Origin of the sequence: Pseudodonghicola sp., from assembly GCF_048268305.1 — a bacterium.
Classification (GTDB): domain Bacteria; phylum Pseudomonadota; class Alphaproteobacteria; order Rhodobacterales; family Rhodobacteraceae; genus Pseudodonghicola.
Window position 1 is genome coordinate 1 of sequence record NZ_JBLWVT010000016.1, and the last position, 22,129, is coordinate 22,129.

Sequence of the window (22,129 nt, forward strand, 5' to 3'; positions counted from 1 at the left end):
CAGCCCGTAACTATCTCGCAGCCGTCCTCCTCGTCTGCTCACGCTTATGGGCAAGATTTTATGAGTCCGCTTCCTAGGCGCCCCTGCGCCGGGCCGGGAAAACCCGACGCTCGTCGGGAAAACCCGACGCTGGTCGGGCAAAGAGGTGGGTTATGGGCAATTTCGAACGGTTTCTGTCGCTCTGGGTCGGGCTGGCGATCATCGCCGGCGTGGTGCTGGGCAACCTCGTCCCCGGCCTTTTCATCGCCATCGCCGGGCTCGAGATCGCCCATGTCAACCTGGTCGTCGCGCTGCTGATCTGGGTGATGATCTATCCGATGATGGTGCAGATCGACTTTGCCGCCATCGCCGATGTCGGCCGCGCCCCGCGCGGGCTGTTCCTGACGCTGGTGATCAACTGGCTGATCAAGCCCTTCACCATGGCGGCGCTCGGCTGGCTGTTCTTCCGGGTGATCTTTGCGCCCTGGGTCGATCCGCAGACCGCCGGGGAATATATCGCCGGGATGATCCTGCTGGGGGTGGCCCCCTGCACCGCCATGGTCTTTGTCTGGAGCCAGCTGACCAGGGGCGATCCCAATTACACCCTGGTGCAGGTGTCGCTGAACGACGTGATCATGATCTTCGCCTTCGCCCCGATCGCCGGTTTCCTGCTGGGGATCTCGGATGTCACCGTGCCCTGGGAGACGCTGCTGATCTCGGTCGCGCTCTACGTGGTGCTGCCGCTGGCCGCCGGGGCGCTCACCCGGCACCGGCTGAACCGGCGCGGACCGGCGCCCCTGTCGGGCTTTGTTGCCCGGCTGAAGCCCTGGTCGGCGATCGGGCTCTTGGCCACCGTGGTGCTGCTGTTCGGATTTCAGGCCGAAACCATCCTGGCCCGCCCTGTCGCCATCGCGATGATCGCGGTGCCGCTGTTGATCCAGACCTATGGCATCTTCGCCATCGCCTATGGCCTCGCCCACGCGCTGCGCCTGCCCTATGCGATCGCGGCGCCGGCCTGCATGATCGGCACCTCGAACTTCTTCGAACTCGCGGTGGCGGTGGCGATCTCGCTCTTCGGGCTGACCTCCGGCGCGGCGCTGGCGACCGTGGTCGGCGTGCTGGTCGAAGTGCCGGTGATGCTGTCGCTGGTCTGGTTCGCCAACCGGACGCGCCACTGGTTCCCGGGCTGAGCCCCGCGCGCCGTCAGACCAGCGAGGTGACCCAGAGGATGGTCGCATCCTCGTCACTGACCGAGACCACGTTATGCCCCATGGTCGCGTCGTAATAGGCGCTGTCGCCGCGGCGCATCTCGATCGGTTCGTAGAACTCGGTATAGAGCTTGATGACCCCGGTCAGCACATAGAGAAACTCTTCGCCGTCATGGCGGACCCAGCCGTCGAATTCCTCCATGCTGCGGGCGCGCACCCGGGCGCGATAGGGCAGCATCTGCTTCTTGGTCAGCGTCTCGGCCAGCAGCTCGTGCTCATAGGTGGCGGTAGCGTAATCCGCCCCCTTACCGGAACGGGTCAGCGCCAGCCGGCCGTTCACCTGCCCCTTCTGCGGCGGGGTGAAGAGCTGGGGCACCGAGATTTCCAGCCCGACGGCCAGCTTCTTCAGCGCCTCATAGGTCGGCGACATCTGGCCGTTCTCGATCTTCGACAACGTCGAACGCGCCAACCCGGCCTGGGTCGCCGCCTGTTCCAGCGTCCAGTTGCGCGCCTTGCGCAATTCGCGCACCCGCGCCCCGAGGTCCAGCGGCTCGGCCGAGATCTCGGGCTCGCCCGCGCGGGCGATACGGATGATGGATTTCGGATCCTTTGACGTCATATCGTCTCTATAGGGGGCACGCCGCCCGCTTGCAACGCGGGGCTTCTCCGGCTAGCGATGAGCGATGCTGTCGATATTCGATCAAGGGCCGCCGCCGCCCTGCCCCGCCCCGTTCAACCTGGCCGCGCATGTCCTGCGACAGGCCGAGGCCATGCCGGAAAAGATCGCCCTCTCGGTCCTGCGTCTGGGCGGATCGGAGGACTGGAGCTATGCCCGGCTGGCGCAGGCGGTGCGCGGCACCGGCGCCGGGTTCTTGGCGCGCGGGTTGCGGCCCGGACAGATCCTGCTGATGCGGCTGGGCAATACCGTCGATTTCCCGATCGCCTATCTCGGCGCCATGGCCGTGGGTCTGGTGCCGGTGCCGACCTCGACCCAGCTCACCGCGCCCGAGACGCAGAAGATGCTTGATGATCTGGCGCCAGCCGCGGTGCTGCGCGACCCCGAGATCGCCTGCGCGGATCACCCCAACCAGATCGGGCTTGAGGAGCTGGCGGCGATGCGCGATCTGCCGCCCTGCGACTGGGACATGGGCGATGCTGAGCGGCTGGCCTATATCGTCTATACCTCGGGCACCTCGGGCAATCCGCGCGCCGTCGCCCATGCCCATCGCGCCATCTGGGCGCGGCAGATGATGGTCAAGGGCTGGTACGGGCTGACGCCCGAGGATCGGCTGTGCCACGCCGGCGCCTTCAACTGGACCTATACGCTCGGCACCGGGCTGATGGATCCCTGGACCATCGGCGCCACCGCGCTGATCCCGGAGCCGGGGACCGAGATCACCCACCTGCCCGAGATCCTCGCTGCCCATCGCGCCACCATCTTCGCCGCCGCCCCCGGTGTCTATCGCCGCATGCTGCGCGGGCGTGACAGGCTGGAGCTGCCGCATCTGCGCCACGGGCTCAGCGCCGGGGAGAAACTCTCGCCCGACCTGCACCGGCAGTGGACCCGGCTGACCGGCACCGAGCTGCACGAAGCCTATGGCATGTCGGAATGTTCGACCTTCATCTCCTCCTCTCCCGCGCATCCGGCGCGGGGCGAGGCGCTGGGGCGGCCGCAAGTGGGGCGCCGCATCGCCATCCTCGGCCCCGACGATCAGCCGGTGCCGCAGGGCGAACCCGGCACCATCGCCATTCACCGTGCCGATCCGGGGCTGATGCTCGGCTATCTGAACGCGCCCGAGGAATCTGCGGCGCGCCTCCATGGCGACTGGTTCCTGACCGGCGATCAGGGCGCCATGGCGGTGGATGGGGAAATCACCTATCTCGGGCGCAATGACGACATGATGAACGCCGGCGGCTATCGCGTCTCTCCGGTCGAGGTGGAGACCGCGCTCGCCCCCTATCCGGGGATCGAGCAGGTCGGCGCCGCCGAGGTCGAGGTAAAGCCCGGCACCAGCGTCATCGTCGCCTTCTATTCCGGCCCGCACCCCATTCCTGCGGCGGAGCTGAGCACCTATCTGGACCCCCGGCTCGCACGCTACAAGCAGCCGCGCGCCTTCGTCCATCTCGACACCCTGCCCACGGGCGCCAACGGCAAGCTGCTGCGCCGGGCGCTCAAGGCCTATTATCCGCAAGAGCCCGTCCAATGACCGAGACCACGCCCGAAACCGTCAAGCTTGACATCATGGCCGATCCGATCTGCCCCTGGTGCTATATCGGCAAGGCCGAACTCGACCGCGCCCTGGCGGCGGTGCCGGATCATCCGCTGGTGATCGAATTCCACCCCTTCCAGCTCAACCCCGAGATGCCCGAAGGCGGCATGGACCGGCGGACCTATCTGGAGACGAAATTCGGTGGCAAGGAGGCGGCGGTGCGCGCCTATGCGCCGGTGGCGGAACGCGCCGCGGCGCTGGGGCTGCCGTTGAACCTGGACCGGATGACGCGCACGCCCAACACGCTGGACGCGCACCGGCTGATCCACTGGGCCGGGATCGAGGGCTGCCAGTACGAGATCGTCGACGCGCTGTTTCATGCCTATTTCGTCGAAGGCCGCGACATCGGCGATCACGAGGTGCTGAGCGATATCGCCGACAGTGCCGGGATGGATGCGGCGCTGGTGCGCAAGCTCCTCGCCTCCGACGCCGACCGCGAGGCGATCCGCGCCCGCGACGGCCACAGCCGCGAGATGGGGATCAATTCGGTGCCCACCTTCATCGTCGCGGGGCAGCATGCGGTTCCAGGTGCGCAACCGGCCGAATTGTGGCAAAAGGTGATCGAAGAGATCGGGGAGCAGCTTAACCGGTGATGTACTTCAAGCCATTGACGGTGATCTACAGCATGGTCTTCGTGGTCACGCTCGGCACGGTGTTTTTCCACTATGTCGAACACTGGAACTGGATTGATTCCTATTTCTTCACCGTCGTCACCATCTCGACCGTAGGCTATGGCAATCTGGTTCCGGTTACCATCATCGGCAAGATCGGCGCCACGCTTCTGATCTTCTTCGGCCTCGGCATCTTCGCCGTGGCGATCCAGCAATTCGCGCTCTACAACATGCGCAAGCGCGAGGAAGAAACCGAATGGCTGATCGCCCGGCTGGGCCATCACGGTCAACCGCAACCGGAAAGCCCGATTGCCAACGAAGACGACCAGCCGATGCCCCCGTCCAAACCTTCCCCCGCGGAATAGCGCTCTTCTGGGCTTCCCCGTCTGGCGCTCTGCTCTGGCGCGTGCTACCCGCCGAAGGTTAGACGAGGGATCGCATGAATAGTCATATGTCGCGTCAAGAGTTCATCGCGCTGATCGCGATGATGTTCGCCACCATCGCCTTCTCCATCGACTCGATGCTGCCGGCGCTGCCCGAGATCGGCGCCGAGCTGAGCCCCGAGGCGGTCAACCGGGCGCAGATGATCATCTCGGCCTTCGTGCTTGGCATGGGCGCCGGCACCTTCGTCACCGGGCCGCTGTCGGACGCCTTCGGGCGCAAGCCGGTGATCATGGCCGGGGCCGCGACCTATATCCTCGGGGCCGCCATCGCCTGGTCCAGCACCTCGCTCGAAGTGGTTCTGGCCGCGCGCGTGCTGCAGGGCATCGGTGCCGCCGGCCCGCGGGTGGTATCGCTGGCGATCGTGCGCGATCTTTATTCGGGCCGCGAGATGGCCAAGACCGTCTCCTTCGCGATGATGATCTTCACCATCTTCCCCGCTTTCGCGCCGCTGATGGGTCAGGGTATCATCGCCCTGGCCGGTTGGCGATCGATCTTCCTGGCCTTCATCCTGTTCTCGCTGGTCTCTGTGCTCTGGCTCGGCCTGCGGCTGCCCGAGACGCTGGCTCGCGACAACCGTCGCCCGATCCGGCCCAAACTCATGGCCGCCGCCCTGCGCGAGATGGCCACGCATCCGACGGTGCGACTGTCGATCGCGGTGCAGCTTCTGTGCATGGCCTCGATGTTCGCGATGATCCTGATGGTGCAGCCGGTCTATGATGTCATCTTCGGCGAGAGCGAGAATTTCCCGGTCTACTTCGGTGCGATCGCGCTGTTCTCGGGCTCGGCCAGCCTGCTGAACGCGGCCATCGTGGTTCGGGTGGGCATGCGCCGGATCGTCACCTGGGCATTGGCCAGCCAGATCGTGGTGACGCTTGTGATGTTCGCGATCACCGCGACGCTCAGCGATCTGCATCTGCTGTTCTGGGCCTTCCTCGGCTGGCAGACGGTGATCTTCTTCCTCGCCGGCACCCTGATGGGCAACCTGAACGCCATCGGGATGGAGCCGATGGGCCATATCGCCGGGATGGCGGCTTCGATCATCGGGGCGGTTGCCACGGTGGGGGCGGCCATCCTCTCCACTCCGATGGGGCAGATGTTCAACGGCACGCTCTGGCCGCTGCTGGGAAGCATCCTGGTGCTGTCCAGCCTGGGCTTTGTCCTGATGCTGATCATGGCCCGGATCGAGCGGCAACTGGGCGAATAAGTCCGCGCCGGCATCCCGCCCAGGGAACGCCGGCGCAGGTTCCCGATCAGGTGGCGGCGCTTTGCGTCGGTTTCGCAACCACTCCCTCGGCCTCGATCACCGCCTTGATCTCCTTGGCGAGAAGCGTTTCCTTTTCCAGCAGAAGCTGCGCGGTCTTTTCCAGAAGCGTCCGCCGCTCCTCCAGCAGCTTGACCGTACGATCGAAGACACCGGTCATGATCTTGCGCACCTCGACGTCGATCTCGGCGGCCGTCTCGTCGGAATAGTCACGCTCCTTCGGGCCGTAATAGGGCTGATCCGATCCCAGGAAGGATTGCCGCTCCTGATCCAGCACCGCATGGCCTAGCTTGTCGTCCATGCCATAGCGGGTGACGATGGCGCGGGCGATATCGGTGATCTTGGCCAGGTCGTCCGAGGCGCCGGTCGAGAGGTGATGATAGACCACCCACTCTGCCGCGCGGCCGCCCATCAGCACGCACATCTTGTTCTCCAGCTCCTCCCGCGTCATCAGATAGCGGTCCTCGGTCGGGCGCTGGATGGTATAGCCAAGCGCGCCGATGCCGCGCGGGATGATCGACACCTTGTGGACCGGATCGACCCCCGGCAGGGTCATGGCCACCAGCGCATGCCCCATCTCGTGGTGGGCGACGATGTCGCGCTCCTTCGGGTTGAGCAGACGGTTGCGTTTCTCCAGCCCGGCGATGATGCGTTCGATGGCGTTGTTGAAATCCTCCATCGTCACCGCCTCGCCGTTGCGACGGGTGGCAAGCAGCGCCGCCTCGTTCACCAGGTTGGCCAGATCGGCGCCGGTAAAGCCCGGGGTCAGCGCCGCGATCTGCTCGACCTGCACATCGGCGGCGATCTTCGCCTTTTTCATATAGATGTTCAGGATCTGCACCCGCCCCAGCCTGTCGGGCCGGTCGACCAGCACCTGCCGGTCGAACCGGCCGGCGCGCAGCAGCGCGGGGTCGAGGATCTCGGGCCGGTTGGTCGCCGCGAGCAGCACCAGGCCGGAAGAGCTGTCGAAGCCGTCAAGCTCGACCAGAAGCTGGTTCAGCGTCTGCTCCTTTTCGTCATGGCCACCGGCCATCGGGCCGATGCCACGGGCCCGGCCCACCGCGTCAAGCTCGTCGATGAAGATGATCGCCGGCGCCTTCTGCCGCGCCTGTTCGAACAGATCACGCACCCGCGCGGCACCGACGCCGACGAACATCTCGACGAATTCCGACCCCGAGATCGAGAAGAACGGAACCCCGGCCTCGCCCGCCACGGCCTTGGCCAACAGCGTCTTGCCGGTGCCCGGCGGGCCCACCAGCAGGATGCCCTTGGGCATGCGGCCGCCCAACCGGCTGTGTTCGGCCGGGTTCTTCAGGAAATCGACGATCTCGACCAGTTCCTCCTTGGCCTCGTCGACGCCGGCGACATCGGCAAAGGTGACGCCGGTGTCGTTTTCGACATAGACCTTGGCCTTGGATTTGCCGATCTGCATCAGCCCCCCGCCGAGACCACCGCCACCGACACGCTTGAGCATGAACATCCAGATGCCGACGAACAGCAGCACCGGGATCACCCAGGACGCCAGATCGCGCAGGAAGGTGTTTTCGACCTGGCCACTGACGACGATGTCATATTGCTCCAGATCCTTGGCCAACGCCGGTTCCACCCGGGTGGTGACGAACATCGGGCGGTTGTCCACCGGCTCCTTGAACTTGCCCTGGATGAACTGATCCGAGACCGCCACTTCGGAAATCTTGCCATCCTTGAGGTAGGCTTCGAACTGGCTGTAGGGAATGGTCGCGACCTGGGTGGCCGTGACATAGAAATACTGAATCACCATCAGCCCGAAGAAGGCCGCGATCCAGTACCATAGATTGAATTTCGCTTTTCCGTTCATCGCTTAGGATCCCTTGTTTCACGCGATCCTACGACGAAGGCTCCGGGCGTTCCATCCGGGAAAACCCATCAGGCGCCAGATCCCGCGGACCAGGTCGATCCGGCCGGGCTACCTGCGATCCCCGCCGTCGGATTTCACGCCGCTCCCCAGCCGGGCTTCCCCAAGGGAAGGTGGCTTCAAGGATGTTCATTGCGCATGGATTGAGCAAATCGCCGCAATGCGCACAATATTTCAACAAACTCTTGCAACCCGCGGTCTGCAAGTGTGGCGGCGATTGCCTGAAAACCCCGCTTGAAGGGACGCTTTCAGCACCTTCTCACAGAATTTCAACAGACCAAAAAGGGGAGGTGTGTGACGGCCATCTGAGGTGGAATTCGGTCCGGCCGCCACACGGGTGCAACATAAGTTGCGGGAGGGGATGTAAGGTTGCATTTTCATGCATTCAACCCTGCGTCCTGCCCCGCGGGGAGCATTTGATGACATTCATGAAACGCGCATTGGCCGCCACTACCGCGCTCGCGGCCATGAGCACCGCGGCCTGGGCCGTGGACTGCCCGATCAAGGTGGGCGTGCTGCATTCGCTGTCGGGCACGATGGCGATTTCCGAGACCACGCTGAAGGACACCATGCTGATGCTGGTCGATCAGCAGAACAAGAAGGGCGGCCTGCTGGGCTGCCAGCTCGAGGCGGTGGTGGTCGATCCGGCGTCCGACTGGCCGCTTTTCGCCGAAAAGGCCCGCGAGCTGCTGACGGTGCAGAAGGTTGACGTGATCTTCGGCGCCTGGACCTCGGTGTCGCGCAAATCCGTGCTGCCGGTGCTGGAAGAGCTGAACGGGCTGATGTTCTATCCGGTCCAGTACGAGGGCGAGGAAAGCTCGAAGAACGTCTTCTATACCGGGGCGGCGCCGAACCAGCAGGCGATCCCGGCAACCGATTATTTCCTGGATGAACTCGGGGTGCAGAAATTCGCGCTGCTGGGCACCGATTACGTCTATCCCCGCACCACGAACAACATCCTCGAGGCCTATCTCAAGGCCAAGGGCATCGCCGCCGAGGATATCTTCGTCAACTACACCCCCTTCGGCCATTCCGACTGGTCCAAGATCGTCGCCGACGTCAAGGCGCTGGGGGCCGACGGCAAGAAGGTTGGCGTGATCTCGACCATCAACGGCGACGCCAATATCGGCTTCTACAAGGAGCTGGCGGCGCAGGGCATCTCGGCCGAGGATATCCCGGTGGTGGCCTTCTCGGTCGGCGAAGAAGAACTTTCCGGTCTCGACACCTCGAACCTCGTCGGTCACCTCGCCGCCTGGAATTACTTCATGTCGGCCGATACGCCGGAAAATGCCGCCTTCATCAAGGAATGGCATGATTTCATCGGCGATCCCAAGCGCGTCACCAATGACCCGATGGAGGCGCATTACATCGGCTTCAACATGTGGGTGAACGCGGTGACCGAGGCCGGCACCACCGCGGTGGATTCGGTGCGCGAACACATGTGGGGCCAGGAGTTTCCGAACCTGACCGGCGGCACCGCCAAGATGGGCGTGAACCACCACCTGTCGAAACCGGTGCTGATCGGCGAAATCCAGGCCGACGGCCAGTTCGACATCATCAGCCAGACCGAACCGGTGCCGGGCGACGCCTGGACCGACTATCTGCCGGAATCTGCGGTGCTGACATCCGATTGGAAGAACCTGGGCTGCGGTATGTACAATACCGAGACCAAGAGCTGCGTGCAGATCAAATCCAACTACTGATCGCCTGTCCGCATGCACCCCGGGGGCCCTTGCCGCCCCCGGGGTGATCCCCGTCTCTTTCAGTCAGAGCGCCGCCCATGCCGACACGATCCCGGATCATCCCCCTTCTGGCCTGCCTCGCGCTGGCCTGCCTCGCCCTGTTTCCCGGCCCGCTCGCGGCGCAGGACAGCGGCATTCAACCCATTCTCCAGGCCCACCGCGAGGCGATCGAGAAAAGCTCGCGCAAGACCATCGGCGCGGCGATCGACGCCATCGCCTCCTCCGGCCTGCCGCAAGCGCAGGCCGTGCTGGAAAGCTGGCAGGCCAAGGAGATGTATCAGCGCAAGAGCGATGGGCTGTTCTTTCGCGGCACCTCGGGCACCGGCCCCGCCATACGGCTTTTCGATTACGACAGCGGCGCCGAGATCGGCGAGCTGGCGACCGCAGAGCTTGATCAGGTCAAGCCCAACTCGGGCGTGCGCGGGTTGATCGGCGCGGCGCTGGTGCGGTTCCAATTGTCGGACCCGGATCCGGACCGGCGGCGCGCCGCGCTTGATGCCATCGCCCGCGATGCGGAGCCGTCACATCTGGCCGCGCTGGCGGCCTCCATCGCCGGCGAACCCGACGCGGCGATCAAGGCGGCCAAGGAGCGCACCCTGCGGCTGCTGACCATCCGGTTTTCCGACGCCGAAAACGAACGCGTCGCTGCCATCCGATCCTTCAAGGGCGATATCGGCGTCGACGCGCGGGCGACCCTGAACCCGCTGCTGGCGACCAAGGTGATGTTCTCGGCCACCTCCCCCGCCGGCAATGTCGCCCATGAGGTCGACCCCGGCGGCGCCGAGCTGTCGGTGCCCGCGGCCCATGCGCTAATGGTCACCGCCGGCGCCGCCCCGGCCATCCCCACGGCGGAGGAGCGCAAGGCGGCGCTGATCGCCCATATCGACGGCGGCCGTGTCGGCGGCGTGCCGATCGGCCAGCTGAACACCCAGACCGCCCGCGACCGCGCCTATGCCGCCTTGGCCAAAGACGGTCTGGTGCCGCCCTTTGCCCCCGAGATGGAGGCCGCCGAGGCGGTCAAGACCGGGCGGTTCTGGGCGCTTTATGACGAACCCTCCGCCGCGGTGACCGAGGCGGCGCGCGAAACCCTCGGCTCGATCAGCACCACCGTCGCGGTCAACCAGGCGCTCGACCTGACGCTCGACGCGCTGTCGCTCGCCTCGATCTATTTCCTCGCCGCCATCGGGCTGGCCATCACCTTCGGGGTGATGGGGGTGATCAACATGGCACATGGGGAGTTCATCATGATGGGCGCCTATACCGGCTATGTGATCCAGCAGATCATCCCCGATTACACCGTCTCGATCCTGGTGGCGATCCCGGTGGCCTTCGCGGTGACCTTCGGCGCCGGCGTGGCGATGGAGCGGCTGGTGATCCGCTGGCTCTATCACCGCCCGCTCGAAACCCTGCTGGCGACCTTTGGCATCTCCATCGCGCTGCAGCAGCTCGCCAAGAACATCTTCGGCACCCAGGCCCGGCCGCTGACCGCGCCGGCCTGGCTCGACGGGGCCTGGCAGTTGAACGACGTGGTCGGGATTTCCTATATCCGCATCGCCATCTTCGTGCTCGCCCTGGTGTTCCTGGCGATCTACCTCTGGATCATGAACCGCACCCGGCTGGGGCTGGAGACGCGGGCGGTGACGCAGAACCCGAAGATGGCGGGCTCGATGGGGATCAACCCCGACCGGGTGAACATGCTGACCTTCGGCCTTGGATCCGGCATCGCCGGGATCGCTGGCGTCGCCATCGGGCTGTTCGCCAAGGTCACCTCGGAACTTGGGCAGGATTACATCGTGCAAAGCTTCATGACCGTGGTGGTCGGCGGTGTCGGCAATGTCTGGGGTACGCTGGCCGGCGCCACGCTGATCGGCTTTTTGCAGAAGGGCATCGAATGGCTGAACCCGTCGAACACCTTGGCGGCGCAGACCTATATGATCGTCTTCATCATCATCTTCATCCAGTTCCGGCCGCGCGGGATCATCGCGCTCAAGGGCCGCGCGGCGGGGGATTGAACATGCTTATCCAGACCAACACGCCCCAAAGCAACGCCTGCAAGAACACGCCCGCCAGAGGGGGGCGCCTGCCCGAGGGGGGCGCAGAATGCGCCCGGCTGGGGGGCGGGCGGGCGCACCCCGGCGCGCTGCGCGCCCCGGGGAAGTCGCACATCTCCTCCCGCTTGAGAGGTGACGGGCGGTCCGTTTTCGCGCAAGCCTCTCCAACGCATCCTGCAAGACGTCACCCGAACCGGAGGGCGCGCGCATGACCCGCTCCTTCGTCTTTCGCAACCCGTCGATCCTGATCTTCCTCGCCCTGCTGGCGCTCTTCACCCTCTGTGTCACCGTGCTGTCCGAGGGCTTCGGCATGGGGGTGATCTCCACCTCCTTCGTCAAGACGCTGGGCAAGACGCTCTGCCTCGCCCTTGTCGCCGTCGCCATGGATCTGGTCTGGGGCTATTGCGGCATTCTCTCGCTCGGCCATTTCGCCTTCTTCGGGCTCGGCGGCTATATGATCGGCATGTGGCTGATGTATGAGCGCACCCGCGGCATCGTCGAGGCCTCGCTGGCCGAGGCACCGATCCCGCCCACCCCGCAGGAGGTGGTGGATGCCATCGGCAACCAGATCTTCGGCGTGGTGGGGTCGAGCGACTTCCCCCTGGTCTGGTCCTTCGCCGACAGCCTGACGATCCAGCTGATCCTGGTCGTCGCCCTGCCCGGTCTTCTGGCGCTGGTCTTCGGCTGGCTCGCCTTCCGCTCGCGCGTCACCGGGGTCTACCTGTCGATCCTGACCCAGGCGATGACGTTGGCGCTGTCGCTTTACCTCTTTCAGAACGACAGCGGATTGCGTGGCAACAACGGGCTTTCCGGCCTGCAGAACCTGCCCGGGCTCGACGCGGTGCCACAATCCACCCTTTCGATCTGGTTCCTTTGGGCCTCGGCCCTCGCCCTCGGGCTCGGCTATCTGCTGGCGGCCTGGGTGGTCTCGGGCAAGTTCGGATCGGTGGTGCGCGGCATCCGCGACAACGAGGCGCGGGTAAGGTTCCTCGGCTATTCGGTGGAGAGCTACAAGCTGGTGATCTTCACCCTGACGGCGATGATCGCGGGCATCGCCGGGGCGCTCTATTACCCGCAGGCGGGCATCATCAACCCGGCCGAGATCGCGCCGATCGCCTCGATCTACCTCGCCGTCTGGGTGGCGATCGGCGGGCGGGGCCGGCTCTATGGCGCGGTGATCGGGGCGGTCTTCGTGTCGCTGATCTCGACCTGGTTCACCGGCGGTCAGGCGCCCGACGTCAATCTGGGATTCTACACCATCAAATGGGTCGACTGGTGGCTGATCGTCCTCGGGCTCTCCTTCGTGCTGGTCACGCTGTTTGCGCCCAAGGGCATCGGCGGTCTCTTCGATCTGATCGCCGACCGTCGCAGCCCCGACCGGCATGGTGATGATCTCGGTCCCGATCAGGGATCGCTGCGCGAGAAGGAGGCGGTGGAATGAAAGGCCAGCTTCTTGAGGTTTCCGGCGTCTCGGTCAGCTTCGACGGCTTCCGAGCGATCAACAACCTCTCCTTCACCATCGGCCCGGCCGAGATGCGCGCGATCATCGGCCCCAATGGCGCCGGCAAGACCACCTTCATGGATATCGTCACCGGCAAGACCCGCCCCGACACCGGCCGGGTGCTCTGGGGCGAGAAGAGCATCAACCTGATCGGCATGAACGAGGCGCGGATCGCGCGCGAAGGCATCGGGCGCAAGTTCCAACGCCCCACGGTGTTCGAGGATCAGAGCGTCCACGACAACCTGCTGATGGCGGTGAAGAACAAGCGCGGCCCCTTTCCGGTGCTGGTCTATCGCCCCGTCGCCAGGGATCAGGCCCGGGTGGAGGCGCTGGCCGAGCAGATCGGCCTGTCCGATCAGCTGTCCCGCAAGTCGGGAGAGTTGAGCCATGGCCAGAAGCAATGGCTGGAGATCGGTATGCTCTTGGCACAGGAACCACGGCTCTTGCTGGTCGATGAACCGGCCGCCGGCATGACCCTGGCCGAACGCGAGCACACCACCGACATCCTGGTCGAGGCCGCCAAGACCCGCGCCGTGGTGGTGGTGGAACATGACATGGACTTTGTCCGCCGGCTGAACTGCAAGGTGACCGTGCTGCATGAGGGGTCGGTTCTGGCCGAAGGCAGCCTAGATCACGTGACCGCGAACCAGCAGGTCATCGACGTCTATCTGGGGCGCTGAGCGATGCGGGGAAAACCACGACACTCCGCCCCCCGCGGCCAGCGACGCCGCGCATCCGCCAACCGTCCCGAGAGGCTGACATGCTGAAGACCGAAAACCTGACCCTGCATTACGGCCACAGCCAGATCCTCAACGGCATCTCCTTCGAGGCCGAGGCCGGAGAGGTCACCTGCGTGATGGGCACCAACGGGGTTGGCAAGACCTCGCTTCTCAAGGCGCTGTCGGGCACCCATCCGCGATCGGGCGGCACGGTGGAACTGGACGGCGAAAGCCTGGGCGTGCTGCCCTCTTATCAACTGGCCCACAAGGGGGTCGGATACGTGCCCCAGGGGCGCGAAATCTTCCCGCTGCTGACGGTGAAGGAGAACCTGGAGACCGGCTATGCCTGCCTGCCCGCGTCGGAGCATGTCATCCCGGACGAGATCTTCGAGCTGTTCCCGATCCTCAAGGATTTCCTCGGCCGGCGCGGCGGTGATTTGTCGGGCGGGCAACAACAACAGCTCGCCATCGCCCGCGCCCTGATCACCAGGCCGAAACTGCTGCTGCTGGACGAGCCGACCGAGGGCATCCAGCCCAATATCATCAAGCAGATCGGCGAGGTGATCAAACTGCTGCGCGACCGCGGCGGCATGGCCATCGTGCTGGTGGAGCAGTATTTCGACTTCGCCTATGGGCTGGCCGACCGGATCGTCGTGCTGCGCCGGGGGGAGGTGATCCTGAAGGGCGAGAAATCCGAGATCGGGCGCGAGGAGCTGCTTTCCAAGGTCTCGGTCTGATCGCTCAGGCGGCGCTGTCGCGCTCGGCCAGCACCTGTTCCAGAAAGGCGCCGGTCTGGCGGTAATGCGCCGCCAGAAGCGCCGCCGCGCGATCCCCATCGCGCGCCAGCGTGGCATCCAGGATCGCCTTGTGCTCGGCCTCGACATCCCGCTCGTGCCTGAGGGTGGCGCGGCGCAGCGCCATCACGCGATAGCGTTCGGTTTCGGTGTTCAGCTTCTCGGCGAAATCTAAGAGCCAGTCGGAGCCGCAGGCGGAAATCAGCGCGGCGTGAAAGTCCCGATGCCGCCGCTCCAGCTCGTCGAACCCTTCCTTGTCGGCGATCCGATCCGCCTGCCCCAGCCGCTTGACGATGATGCTGAGCGCATGGAAGGCCGCGACCAGCGCCGCTTCCCAATCGTCGCCCCCCAGCCGGATCGACCGTTTCAACGCCTCCGCCTCGACAAAGATCCGGCTGTCGACGGCATCCCACATTTCCGCCACCGACAGCGAGCTGACGCGGAACCCGCGTTGCTGGGCCGAGGTTACCAGCCGTTCCCCCTGCAGCCGGTTCAACGCCTCGCGCAGCGGCGAGAAGCCGACGCCATAGTGCTGCTTCAACTGCTCCAACCGCAACGGCTGATGCGGCGCGAACCGCCCATCGACGATATCGGCGCGCAGTCTTTCGTAAACACTGTTCGACAGGGTCATGGCGGCTTGCCCCTTCTGCTCTGGCCCGATGCCGTCGGTTCGGCGGTCCTTTTGGCGCAGCATTCCATATTTATCGACGTTTCGCAAGATTTGCGAAAATATTACTTTACATCGAATATCGTCTCTCGCAGGCTCGGCGCAGCAGGAAAGGAGTTTCCCATGTCCAGGCATGATCAGTACCGCGAAGAGGTCGCCGGCCGGGCCAATGTCGAAGACACGCCCGAACTGGTGCAATATTACGACGATCTGAAAAGCAAGGGCGCCGGGGCGCTCTGGACCGTCGCCAACAAGATCGAACCCTGGGAGCCGGTCTCCTCCTCCATCCCGATGCTCTGGCGCTACAAGGATCTGCGCGCCGACGTGCTGCGTTCGCTCGATCTGGTGACACCGGAAAAGGCCGGGCGACGGGTGATCTATCTGGACAACCCCGGCCGGTCGGACGTCGCCGCCGCGGTGGGCTGGATCTATGCCGGGCTGCAGGTCATGCGACCGGGCGAGCGCGCCTCGGCGCACCGCCACTCCGCCTCGGCGATCCGCTTCATCATGGAAGGCTCGGGCGCCTATACCATCGTCGATGGCCACAAGATGACGCTGGGGGCCAATGATTTCGTTCTCACCCCCAATGGCACCTGGCACGAACACGCGGTCGAGGAAACCGGGACCGAATGCCTTTGGCAAGACGGGCTCGATATCCCGCTGATGAACGCGCTCGAGGCCAATTTCTATGAGGTCCACCCGGATCTGCAGCAGGCGATCACCCATCCGGTCAACGACATGACCCGCACCTGGGGCAATCCCGGGCTGACCCCGGGCGGCGGCACCTGGACCAAGGGCTATAGCCCGCTGTTCAAATACGAATGGGATCGCACCTATGAGGCGCTGAGCAATTACGCCGCGGTCAGCGACGGATCGCCCTTCGACGGCATCCACATGGAATACATCAACCCGGTGACCAACGGGCCGGTGATGCAGACGCTGGGCGCCTCGATGCAGATGCTGCGCCCGGGCGAGAAGACCAAGGCCCACCGCCATACCGGCAGCTACCTCTATCAGGTCTGCAAGGGATCGGGCCATTCGATCATCAACGGGCAAAGGTTCGACTGGTCTGAGCGCGACATCTTCTGCGTGCCAAGCTGGGCCTGGCACGAACACGCCAATGCCTCGGCCAGCGAAGACGCCTGCCTGTTCTGCCTGAACGATTTGCCAGTGATGCGTTCGCTGGGGATTTACCGCGAAGAGGCTCTGGCCGAGAATGACGGCCATCAGCCCGTGACCGCCTAAGGAGAAGACAACGAATGAAACTGGTAACCTTCCGCCCCGCGCCCGATGCGGCCGGCCGTCTTGGTGTCGTGCTGGACGATATCGTCGTCGATGTCCCGGCGCTGGGCGCGGCGCTGGGTCAGCCCCTGCCCGCCACCATGCTGGAGCTGATCGACCTCGGCACACCGGGGCTCGATGCGCTCCGCGCGATCATCTACGAACAATCGAACACCTGGCCGATGGGCACCGCCCGCCCGCTCGCCAACGTCAAGCTGCTGGCGCCGATCCCGCGGCCGCGCAAGAACATCTTCGGCATCGGCCTGAACTATGCCGAACATGTCGAGGAATCGAGCCGCGCGCTCGACACAGCGAACGAAATGCCGAAACAGCCGGTGATCTTCTCGAAACCGCCGACCGCCGTCACCGGCCCGGGCGAGCCGGTGCAGCATGACATCACCCTGACCCAGCAGCTCGACTGGGAGGTGGAACTGGCCGTCATTATCGGCAGCCGCGCCACCAAGGTGGCCGAAGCCGACGCCATGGCGCATGTCTGGGGTTATTCGGTGCTGATCGATATCTCGGCCCGCGACAACCGCCGCGCCGGCCAGTGGATCTATTCCAAGGGGATGGACAGCTATGCCCCCTTCGGCCCGATGATCGTGACGGCGGACGAGATCGAGGATCCGCATGCGCTCGATCTCTGGCTGACGGTCAACGGGGTGGAAAAGCAGCGCTCGAACACCAGGCACATGTATTTCAAGATCCCGGCGCTGATCGCCGATCTGAGCAAGGGCATCACGCTGGAGCCCGGTGACATCATCGCCACCGGCACGCCGGAAGGCGTCGGCGCTGGCCGAGATCCGCAGGAATGGCTGTGGCCCGGGGATATCATCGAGGCCGGCGTCGAAGGCATCGGTACCCTGCGCAACCCGGTGGTGGCCGCAGGCCCGGCCGAGACCGGCGGACAACGGGGGTGATCCGGCAAGGCTGCGCGGGGGTTGCAAGACACCTGCGCAGCAGCCAGTCACGAAACCCCTGAGGGAGCACATAATGTTCTATGAATGCGCGCATCACCCGGCACAATTCGTCTATAAGCTGATGACCTCGACGGTGACGCCACGGCCGATCGCCTGGGTGTCGACCAAGTCGCTTGAGGGGGTGGTGAACGTCGCCCCCTATAGCTTTTTCAACGTGATGGGGTCAGAGCCCGCAACGGTGGCGCTGGGGCTGCTGCGCGACCCCGAACGCGGCCTGAAGGATACCGCCGAGAATATCCAGGCCACCGGCGAATTCGTCGTCAACCTGGTGCCCTTCGATGCCGCGGAAAAGATGAACCAGACATCGGTCAACGCACCGCATGGGGTCAGCGAAATGGAACTTGCCGGGCTGACACCCGCCGCCTCCAGCCTGATCCGCCCGCCGCGTCTGGCCGAGGCGCCGGTCTCCTTCGAATGCAAGCTGCACTGCGCAGTGATGACCGGGCCGAAGCAGATGATCGCCATCGGCCAGGTTCTGGCGATCCATATCGCCGACCGCTTCCTGATTGATCCGGAACGCGGCTATGTCGATACCCCGAAACTCGATCTTGTGGCGCGGATGCATGGCGGCGGCTGGTATCGCCATGGCGGTGAGCTGTTCCATATGGACCGCCCCGTCTATCACGCTCCCGAAGAGTGATCTCCCCGGGCTGCGCCGAGATCGCGCGCAGCCCGACCTTGCACGGAATTTCGCTCCGCATTCATGCTGCGTCATCTTGTTGGCGGGCTCTTGATGACTTCGGAATGAAGACATTTCAGCATCAAGACTGAATCGCAATACATTGTTAATATGACACTTTCAATCACACTTAATGTGATTGATGAACCAAGATATTCCCCGAACACCCTTCCCTCGCGCACCTTGATCCTGCCCCCGGCAAACTTTCGTGGCCCCGCCGCCAGACCGATCGGTCTCTTATTTTCTTGACTCAGACCGATCGGTCTGGAATCGATACGACAGCCAAGAAATGACCCCGTCCGGGAAAGGCCTGCGATGAACGACACCAGGGAAATCTCTGTCCCCGAACTCCTGAAGAAGGCGACGATCAAGCTGATCCTCGAGCGCGGCTATGCCGGTGCCACGCTGACGCCGATCCTCAAGGAGGCGGGCCTTTCCAAGGGGGCGCTGTTTCACCATTTCGACGGCCGCGACGCGCTGATCGCCGCCGCCTATGCCGATGAGCTGGCCAGGATCATGGCGATCGAGACGGCCGCCACCCGGGCGCTGAGACAGGGAGAGATCGACCTCGACCGCTTCCTGCTCGATCTGGTGAACCGTTATTGCGACGACCGCTTCGCCGTCTCCATGGAGGTGGCGCTGGCGATCCGCACCCGCCCCCAGATCACCGAGGCCGCCGGCGGCTTTGCCGACTGGATCGCCTTTCGCAAGACCATCTGGTCGGACACCTTCGATCTGCCGGGCGACCCCCAGGCCCGTGCCGAGATCCATTGGACCATGCTGGAATACACGCTGCGCGGGCTCGGCCTGAGGCGGACCTTCGGCACCGATGCCACCCCGATCCCGGTGCTGCGCGCGGCGCTGCACGAGGAATTCTTCGCCAAGGCCACGATCCGTCCCTGGGCGGACTGAGCCCCAAAATCAAAACAAAAATCCCAACAGGAAAAGGACACGCTGCCATGACTTCCCTGCCCTCGGCCCTCGCCGCCTCGGCCCTCGCGCTGAGCCTCGCCGCCGCGCCCGCTCTCGCCGCCGACCGGCTCAACGCCGCCTCCTGGTATCCGCCCTCCCATTCGATGAGCACGGTGCTCTATGGCCTCTATGCCGAGAAGGCGAACGAATATTCCAATGGGGCCCTCGATGTCACCGCCGATCTCGGCTCGGCCCTGATCACCCCGCGCGGCGCCATGCAGTCGCTGGCCGACGGGCTGGTCGATGTCACCGTCCACATGGGCCAATACACCCCGTCCGAGCTGAACATCTCCACCGCGCTGGAAGAGGTGGCGGTGAATTACGTCGACGTGCCGACCGCCGCCATGGTTGCCGCCATCACCGATTTCAGCCTTCACGACCCGCAGATGCTGGATCAGTGGAAGCGCAACGGCGTGGTCTATGGCGGCCCCTATATCACCGAGGCCTACAAGCTGATCTGCACCGCGCCCGTCACCACGCTGGAGGAGGCCAAGGGCAAACGGGTGCGGATGCCGAACCGCGCCATGTCGGCCTTCGCGCAGGAGATCGGCATGATCCCCGTCTCGCTCTCGGGGAACGAGCAGTATTCCGCGCTCGACAAGGGCGTGCTCGACTGCACCGCGGCGATGTATACCGACACGGTGATGCGCAAGGTGACCGAGGTGACCTCGGACGCCACCGAAATCCCGCTGACGATCTTCTGGGCCGGCTTCGCCTGGGCCTATAACCCGCGCACCTGGGACGGGCTGACAGCCGAGGAACGTGGTGCGCTGTTCCATGCCGAGGCCTCCGCCCTGGCGCAGATGCTGATCCCCGGCCCCCAGACCGATGAGGAACTGGCGCGCGAGGCGCTGCCGGGTCTGGGCGTGACCATCCATCAGCCAGCCGCCGACCTGACCGCCGCGCTCGCCAGCTTCCGCGCGGAAACCGCGGCCACCGCCGTCGACATCGCCGAAAGCGCCTATCACGTCGACAACGCCGCCGATCTCTATGCCCGCTTCGACGCGACGGTGAAGAAATGGCAGGCCCGGGTCAGTGAACTCGGCCTCGACACGCTCGGCCCCGACAACAAGGCCACCTTCGAGAAGATGCTGACCGAGGAAGTCTTCGGTTCGGTCGATCTGGCGACCTACGGGGTCAACTGAGCCCCCGTTCTGATCGCACCGCGATCAACCCTGGGCCGGGCCCCCTGCACAGCCGGGTCCGGCCCCCTTTCCCAAAATCAAAGGTAAACCTGATGCTGCGTCTTACCCGCATTGTCCGGGCTGTCGCGTCGTGGCAGGTCGATCTGGCCGCCATTGCCGCCGCATTGATCCTGCTGCAAGTCAGCCTGGATCTGATCCTGCGCTATGTCTTCGCCGCGCCGATCCAGCTTTCGACCGAGATCGTCGCCTATTATTATCTGGTGCCGCTGATCTTTCTACCGCTGATGCTGGTGGAGCTTGAGGATCACCATATCACCACCGATCTGTTCTTCGCCCGCTTCCCGCTACGGGTACAAGCTGTGCTGCTCGATCTGGGATCGGTGCTGTCGATCCTGCTTTATCTGCTGCTCGCCTGGTTCAGCCTGAAGGCCGCGATCAGCGCCACCCACAAGGGCGAGGTGGTGATGGGCGCCCAGCTTCTGCCGATCTGGCCGATGCGCTGGCTGTTGCCCTTCGCCTTCGTCATGGCCGCGCTCGGCGCGCTGATCGCCCTGGCCCGCCGCCATCTGATCGGCCCCGAGGCACAACCGCCCCACAACCCCGAGGATGCGATCTATGAATAGCCTTGCCTCTGTCGGCCTGATCTTTCTGGCCGCCATCGTCCTGATCGCGATCCGCCTGCCGATCGGGCTGGTGCTGGTCACCGTCGCCTTCTTCGGGGTGATGTTCGAAACCAGCTTTCACGCCGCGCTGGGACTGCTGGCGCAACAGCCCTATGAGCTGGCGACCAACTGGGAATTCTCTGCCGCGCCGATGTTCCTGTTCATGGGCTATATCGCCGCGCGCACCGGGCTGACCAGCGGGTTGTTCGACGCCGCCCGCGTGCTTTTCGCCCGGGTTCCGGGATCGCTCGCGGTCTCCTCGGTGGTGGCGTCCGGGCTGTTCGCGGCGGCCTCGGGGTCCTCGGTCGCGACCTCTGCCGCCATGTCCAAGATCGCGGTGCCCGAGATGCTGAAGCGGGGCTATGATCAGGGGCTGGCCTGCGGCACCATCGGCGCCTCGGGAACGCTCGGCTCGCTGATCCCGCCCAGCCTGGTGCTGATCTTCTTCGGCATCTACGCCAATGTCTCGATCGGGCAGCTCTTCCTAGCGGGCTTCGTGCCCGGCGTGCTGTCGGCGGCGATCTATATCGCCATGATCGTGATCCGGGTCTGGCTGAAACCGGACCTCGCCGGCCAGCCGGTCTCGGCCGAGGAATACCGGGGGCAGAGCCTGGCCCGCGCGCTCTGGGCGGTGCTGCCCTTGCCGGTGCTGATCCTGCTGGTGATGGGCACCATCGCCACCGGCATCGCCACGCCGACGGAATCCGGGGCATTGGGAGCGGCGGGCGCGGTGCTCCTGTCGCTGCTGAACCGCAGGCTCAGCCTCAAGGCGCTGCGGCAGGCCTTGCGCGAAACCGCCATCGCCTTTTCGTCGATCTTCTTCATCATGGTCGGCGGCCAGTTGCTGGTGCGCTTCGTGGCGCTCTCGGGCATTTCGCGCGATCTGCTCGGCTTCTTCGAGGCCATCCAGGGCGGGCCGCTGACGCTGATCCTGCTGGCGGTCATCGTCTATCTGATCCTCGGCATGTTCATCGACTCGATCGGGCTGATGCTGCTGACCATCCCGATCTTCCTGCCGTTGGCCAATGCGCTCGACATCAACCTGATCTGGTTCGGCATCATCATCGTCAAGCTGCTCGAGATCGGCCTGGTCACCCCGCCGGTGGGGCTGAACATCTATGTGATCAAGAGCACGCTGGGCAAGCTGGTCGATCTGCCGACGATCTTCAGGGGCGTCACCTGGTTCATCGCCATGGACGTGCTGACGCTGGCGATCCTGGTGGCCTTTCCCGCCATCACGCTCTGGCTGCCGACGCTGATGCGCTGAGC

At 64.8% G+C, this 22,129-nt stretch carries 20 protein-coding genes; 17 read left to right on the top strand and 3 right to left on the bottom strand.

All coding sequences use genetic code 11. From position 1 onward, the window contains the following. The first annotated feature begins 152 nt into the window (after window positions 1–152). Window positions 153–1,169, top strand: a complete 1,017-nt coding sequence (arsB, locus tag ACN0V4_RS20295) for an ACR3 family arsenite efflux transporter (protein WP_417679524.1) — start codon at window positions 153–155, stop codon at window positions 1,167–1,169. Between the two features lie 13 nt (window positions 1,170–1,182). On the opposite strand, the gene ACN0V4_RS20300 is transcribed toward arsB, so the two are convergent. Next, complete coding sequence (locus tag ACN0V4_RS20300) at window positions 1,183–1,806, bottom strand: helix-turn-helix domain-containing protein (RefSeq protein WP_417679526.1); 624 nt, start codon at window positions 1,804–1,806, stop codon at window positions 1,183–1,185. A 64-nt stretch (window positions 1,807–1,870) separates the two neighbouring features. Here ACN0V4_RS20300 and ACN0V4_RS20305 point away from each other — a divergent pair, with 64 nt between their 5' ends. From ACN0V4_RS20305 to ACN0V4_RS20320, 4 genes are all read left to right on the top strand, one after another. Further along, entirely contained in the window at window positions 1,871–3,394 is a 1,524-nt protein-coding gene (locus tag ACN0V4_RS20305) for a class I adenylate-forming enzyme family protein (RefSeq protein WP_417679528.1), read from the top strand. Further along, on the top strand, window positions 3,391–4,050 hold the full coding sequence (locus tag ACN0V4_RS20310; RefSeq protein ID WP_417679530.1) for a DsbA family oxidoreductase: 660 nt from the start codon (window positions 3,391–3,393) through the stop codon (window positions 4,048–4,050). The genes ACN0V4_RS20305 and ACN0V4_RS20310 overlap by 4 nt, the downstream gene beginning before the upstream one ends. Next, window positions 4,050–4,433, top strand: a complete 384-nt coding sequence (locus ACN0V4_RS20315; protein WP_417679585.1) for a potassium channel family protein — start codon at window positions 4,050–4,052, stop codon at window positions 4,431–4,433. Before ACN0V4_RS20310 ends, ACN0V4_RS20315 begins: the two co-directional genes overlap by 1 nt. Window positions 4,434–4,519: 86 nt before the next feature. Further along, the gene (locus ACN0V4_RS20320; RefSeq protein WP_417679532.1) at window positions 4,520–5,716 is read left to right on the top strand and encodes a multidrug effflux MFS transporter; all 1,197 of its coding nucleotides are present in this window, start codon (window positions 4,520–4,522) and stop codon (window positions 5,714–5,716) included. 46 nt (window positions 5,717–5,762) lie between these two features. Here ACN0V4_RS20320 and ftsH read toward each other — a convergent pair whose 3' ends face one another. Next, the gene (gene ftsH / locus ACN0V4_RS20325; RefSeq protein ID WP_417679534.1) at window positions 5,763–7,610 is read right to left on the bottom strand and encodes an ATP-dependent zinc metalloprotease FtsH; all 1,848 of its coding nucleotides are present in this window, start codon (window positions 7,608–7,610) and stop codon (window positions 5,763–5,765) included. Window positions 7,611–8,086: 476 nt separating this feature from the next. Between ftsH and urtA the strand changes: the two genes are divergently transcribed. The 5 genes from urtA (at window position 8,087) to urtE (ending at window position 14,417) form a co-directional block, all read left to right on the top strand. Further along, window positions 8,087–9,370, top strand: a complete 1,284-nt coding sequence (gene urtA, locus ACN0V4_RS20330) for an urea ABC transporter substrate-binding protein (RefSeq protein ID WP_417679536.1) — start codon at window positions 8,087–8,089, stop codon at window positions 9,368–9,370. 77 nt (window positions 9,371–9,447) lie between these two features. Continuing rightward, window positions 9,448–11,421 carry an urea ABC transporter permease subunit UrtB gene (gene urtB / locus ACN0V4_RS20335; protein ID WP_417679538.1) on the top strand — a complete coding sequence of 658 codons (1,974 nt, stop codon included), beginning with the start codon at window positions 9,448–9,450 and terminating at the stop codon, window positions 11,419–11,421. Window positions 11,422–11,668: 247 nt separating this feature from the next. Beyond that, complete coding sequence (gene urtC / locus ACN0V4_RS20340; RefSeq protein ID WP_417679540.1) at window positions 11,669–12,901, top strand: urea ABC transporter permease subunit UrtC; 1,233 nt, start codon at window positions 11,669–11,671, stop codon at window positions 12,899–12,901. After that, entirely contained in the window at window positions 12,898–13,641 is a 744-nt protein-coding gene (gene urtD / locus ACN0V4_RS20345; RefSeq protein WP_417679542.1) for an urea ABC transporter ATP-binding protein UrtD, read from the top strand. The genes urtC and urtD overlap by 4 nt, the downstream gene beginning before the upstream one ends. An 80-nt stretch (window positions 13,642–13,721) precedes the next feature. Continuing rightward, window positions 13,722–14,417, top strand: coding sequence for an urea ABC transporter ATP-binding subunit UrtE (gene urtE / locus ACN0V4_RS20350; protein WP_417679544.1), 696 nt, complete (start codon window positions 13,722–13,724; stop codon window positions 14,415–14,417). A 4-nt stretch (window positions 14,418–14,421) separates the two neighbouring features. On the opposite strand, the gene ACN0V4_RS20355 is transcribed toward urtE, so the two are convergent. Further along, window positions 14,422–15,168, bottom strand: a complete 747-nt coding sequence (locus ACN0V4_RS20355; RefSeq protein WP_417679546.1) for a GntR family transcriptional regulator — start codon at window positions 15,166–15,168, stop codon at window positions 14,422–14,424. A 96-nt stretch (window positions 15,169–15,264) separates the two neighbouring features. On the opposite strand from ACN0V4_RS20355, the gene ACN0V4_RS20360 reads away from it, so the two are divergent. The 7 genes from ACN0V4_RS20360 (at window position 15,265) to ACN0V4_RS20390 (ending at window position 22,127) form a co-directional block, all read left to right on the top strand. After that, window positions 15,265–16,386, top strand: a complete 1,122-nt coding sequence (locus tag ACN0V4_RS20360; RefSeq protein ID WP_417679548.1) for a cupin domain-containing protein — start codon at window positions 15,265–15,267, stop codon at window positions 16,384–16,386. 14 nt (window positions 16,387–16,400) lie between these two features. Beyond that, the gene (locus ACN0V4_RS20365; RefSeq protein WP_417679550.1) at window positions 16,401–17,342 is read left to right on the top strand and encodes a fumarylacetoacetate hydrolase family protein; all 942 of its coding nucleotides are present in this window, start codon (window positions 16,401–16,403) and stop codon (window positions 17,340–17,342) included. A 73-nt stretch (window positions 17,343–17,415) separates the two neighbouring features. Next, entirely contained in the window at window positions 17,416–18,042 is a 627-nt protein-coding gene (locus ACN0V4_RS20370) for a flavin reductase family protein (RefSeq protein ID WP_417679552.1), read from the top strand. Window positions 18,043–18,396: 354 nt separating this feature from the next. After that, a complete protein-coding gene (locus tag ACN0V4_RS20375) occupies window positions 18,397–18,993 on the top strand; it encodes a TetR/AcrR family transcriptional regulator (RefSeq protein ID WP_417679554.1) in 597 nt (198 codons plus the stop codon). 47 nt (window positions 18,994–19,040) lie between these two features. Beyond that, a complete protein-coding gene (locus ACN0V4_RS20380; protein ID WP_417679556.1) occupies window positions 19,041–20,198 on the top strand; it encodes a hypothetical protein in 1,158 nt (385 codons plus the stop codon). Window positions 20,199–20,290: 92 nt separating this feature from the next. Next, window positions 20,291–20,821 (top strand): TRAP transporter small permease subunit, encoded by a 531-nt coding sequence (locus ACN0V4_RS20385; protein ID WP_417679557.1) that lies wholly within the window; start codon window positions 20,291–20,293, stop codon window positions 20,819–20,821. After that, window positions 20,814–22,127 (top strand): TRAP transporter large permease, encoded by a 1,314-nt coding sequence (locus ACN0V4_RS20390; protein ID WP_417679559.1) that lies wholly within the window; start codon window positions 20,814–20,816, stop codon window positions 22,125–22,127. The genes ACN0V4_RS20385 and ACN0V4_RS20390 overlap by 8 nt, the downstream gene beginning before the upstream one ends. The last annotated feature ends 2 nt before the right edge of the window (window positions 22,128–22,129 follow it).

Excerpts from the sequence above, each read along its gene's own strand:
- ACN0V4_RS20320 (WP_417679532.1), top strand. The coding sequence starts at position 4,520 with ATGTCGCGTCAAGAGTTCATCGCGCTGATCGCGATGATGTTCGCCACC.
- arsB (WP_417679524.1), top strand. The coding sequence starts at position 153 with ATGGGCAATTTCGAACGGTTTCTGTCGCTCTGGGTCGGGCTGGCGATC.
- ACN0V4_RS20305 (WP_417679528.1), top strand. The coding sequence starts at position 1,871 with ATGCTGTCGATATTCGATCAAGGGCCGCCGCCGCCCTGCCCCGCCCCG.
- urtD (WP_417679542.1), top strand. The coding sequence starts at position 12,898 with ATGAAAGGCCAGCTTCTTGAGGTTTCCGGCGTCTCGGTCAGCTTCGAC.
- ftsH (WP_417679534.1), bottom strand. The coding sequence starts at position 7,610 with ATGAACGGAAAAGCGAAATTCAATCTATGGTACTGGATCGCGGCCTTC.
- ACN0V4_RS20310 (WP_417679530.1), top strand. The coding sequence starts at position 3,391 with ATGACCGAGACCACGCCCGAAACCGTCAAGCTTGACATCATGGCCGAT.
- ACN0V4_RS20380 (WP_417679556.1), top strand. The coding sequence starts at position 19,041 with ATGACTTCCCTGCCCTCGGCCCTCGCCGCCTCGGCCCTCGCGCTGAGC.
- urtC (WP_417679540.1), top strand. The coding sequence starts at position 11,669 with ATGACCCGCTCCTTCGTCTTTCGCAACCCGTCGATCCTGATCTTCCTC.
- ACN0V4_RS20315 (WP_417679585.1), top strand. The coding sequence starts at position 4,050 with ATGTACTTCAAGCCATTGACGGTGATCTACAGCATGGTCTTCGTGGTC.
- urtE (WP_417679544.1), top strand. The coding sequence starts at position 13,722 with ATGCTGAAGACCGAAAACCTGACCCTGCATTACGGCCACAGCCAGATC.
- urtB (WP_417679538.1), top strand. The coding sequence starts at position 9,448 with ATGCCGACACGATCCCGGATCATCCCCCTTCTGGCCTGCCTCGCGCTG.
- ACN0V4_RS20300 (WP_417679526.1), bottom strand. The coding sequence starts at position 1,806 with ATGACGTCAAAGGATCCGAAATCCATCATCCGTATCGCCCGCGCGGGC.
- ACN0V4_RS20390 (WP_417679559.1), top strand. The coding sequence starts at position 20,814 with ATGAATAGCCTTGCCTCTGTCGGCCTGATCTTTCTGGCCGCCATCGTC.
- ACN0V4_RS20360 (WP_417679548.1), top strand. The coding sequence starts at position 15,265 with ATGTCCAGGCATGATCAGTACCGCGAAGAGGTCGCCGGCCGGGCCAAT.
- ACN0V4_RS20365 (WP_417679550.1), top strand. The coding sequence starts at position 16,401 with ATGAAACTGGTAACCTTCCGCCCCGCGCCCGATGCGGCCGGCCGTCTT.
- ACN0V4_RS20370 (WP_417679552.1), top strand. The coding sequence starts at position 17,416 with ATGTTCTATGAATGCGCGCATCACCCGGCACAATTCGTCTATAAGCTG.
- ACN0V4_RS20385 (WP_417679557.1), top strand. The coding sequence starts at position 20,291 with ATGCTGCGTCTTACCCGCATTGTCCGGGCTGTCGCGTCGTGGCAGGTC.
- ACN0V4_RS20375 (WP_417679554.1), top strand. The coding sequence starts at position 18,397 with ATGAACGACACCAGGGAAATCTCTGTCCCCGAACTCCTGAAGAAGGCG.
- ACN0V4_RS20355 (WP_417679546.1), bottom strand. The coding sequence starts at position 15,168 with ATGCTGCGCCAAAAGGACCGCCGAACCGACGGCATCGGGCCAGAGCAG.
- urtA (WP_417679536.1), top strand. The coding sequence starts at position 8,087 with ATGACATTCATGAAACGCGCATTGGCCGCCACTACCGCGCTCGCGGCC.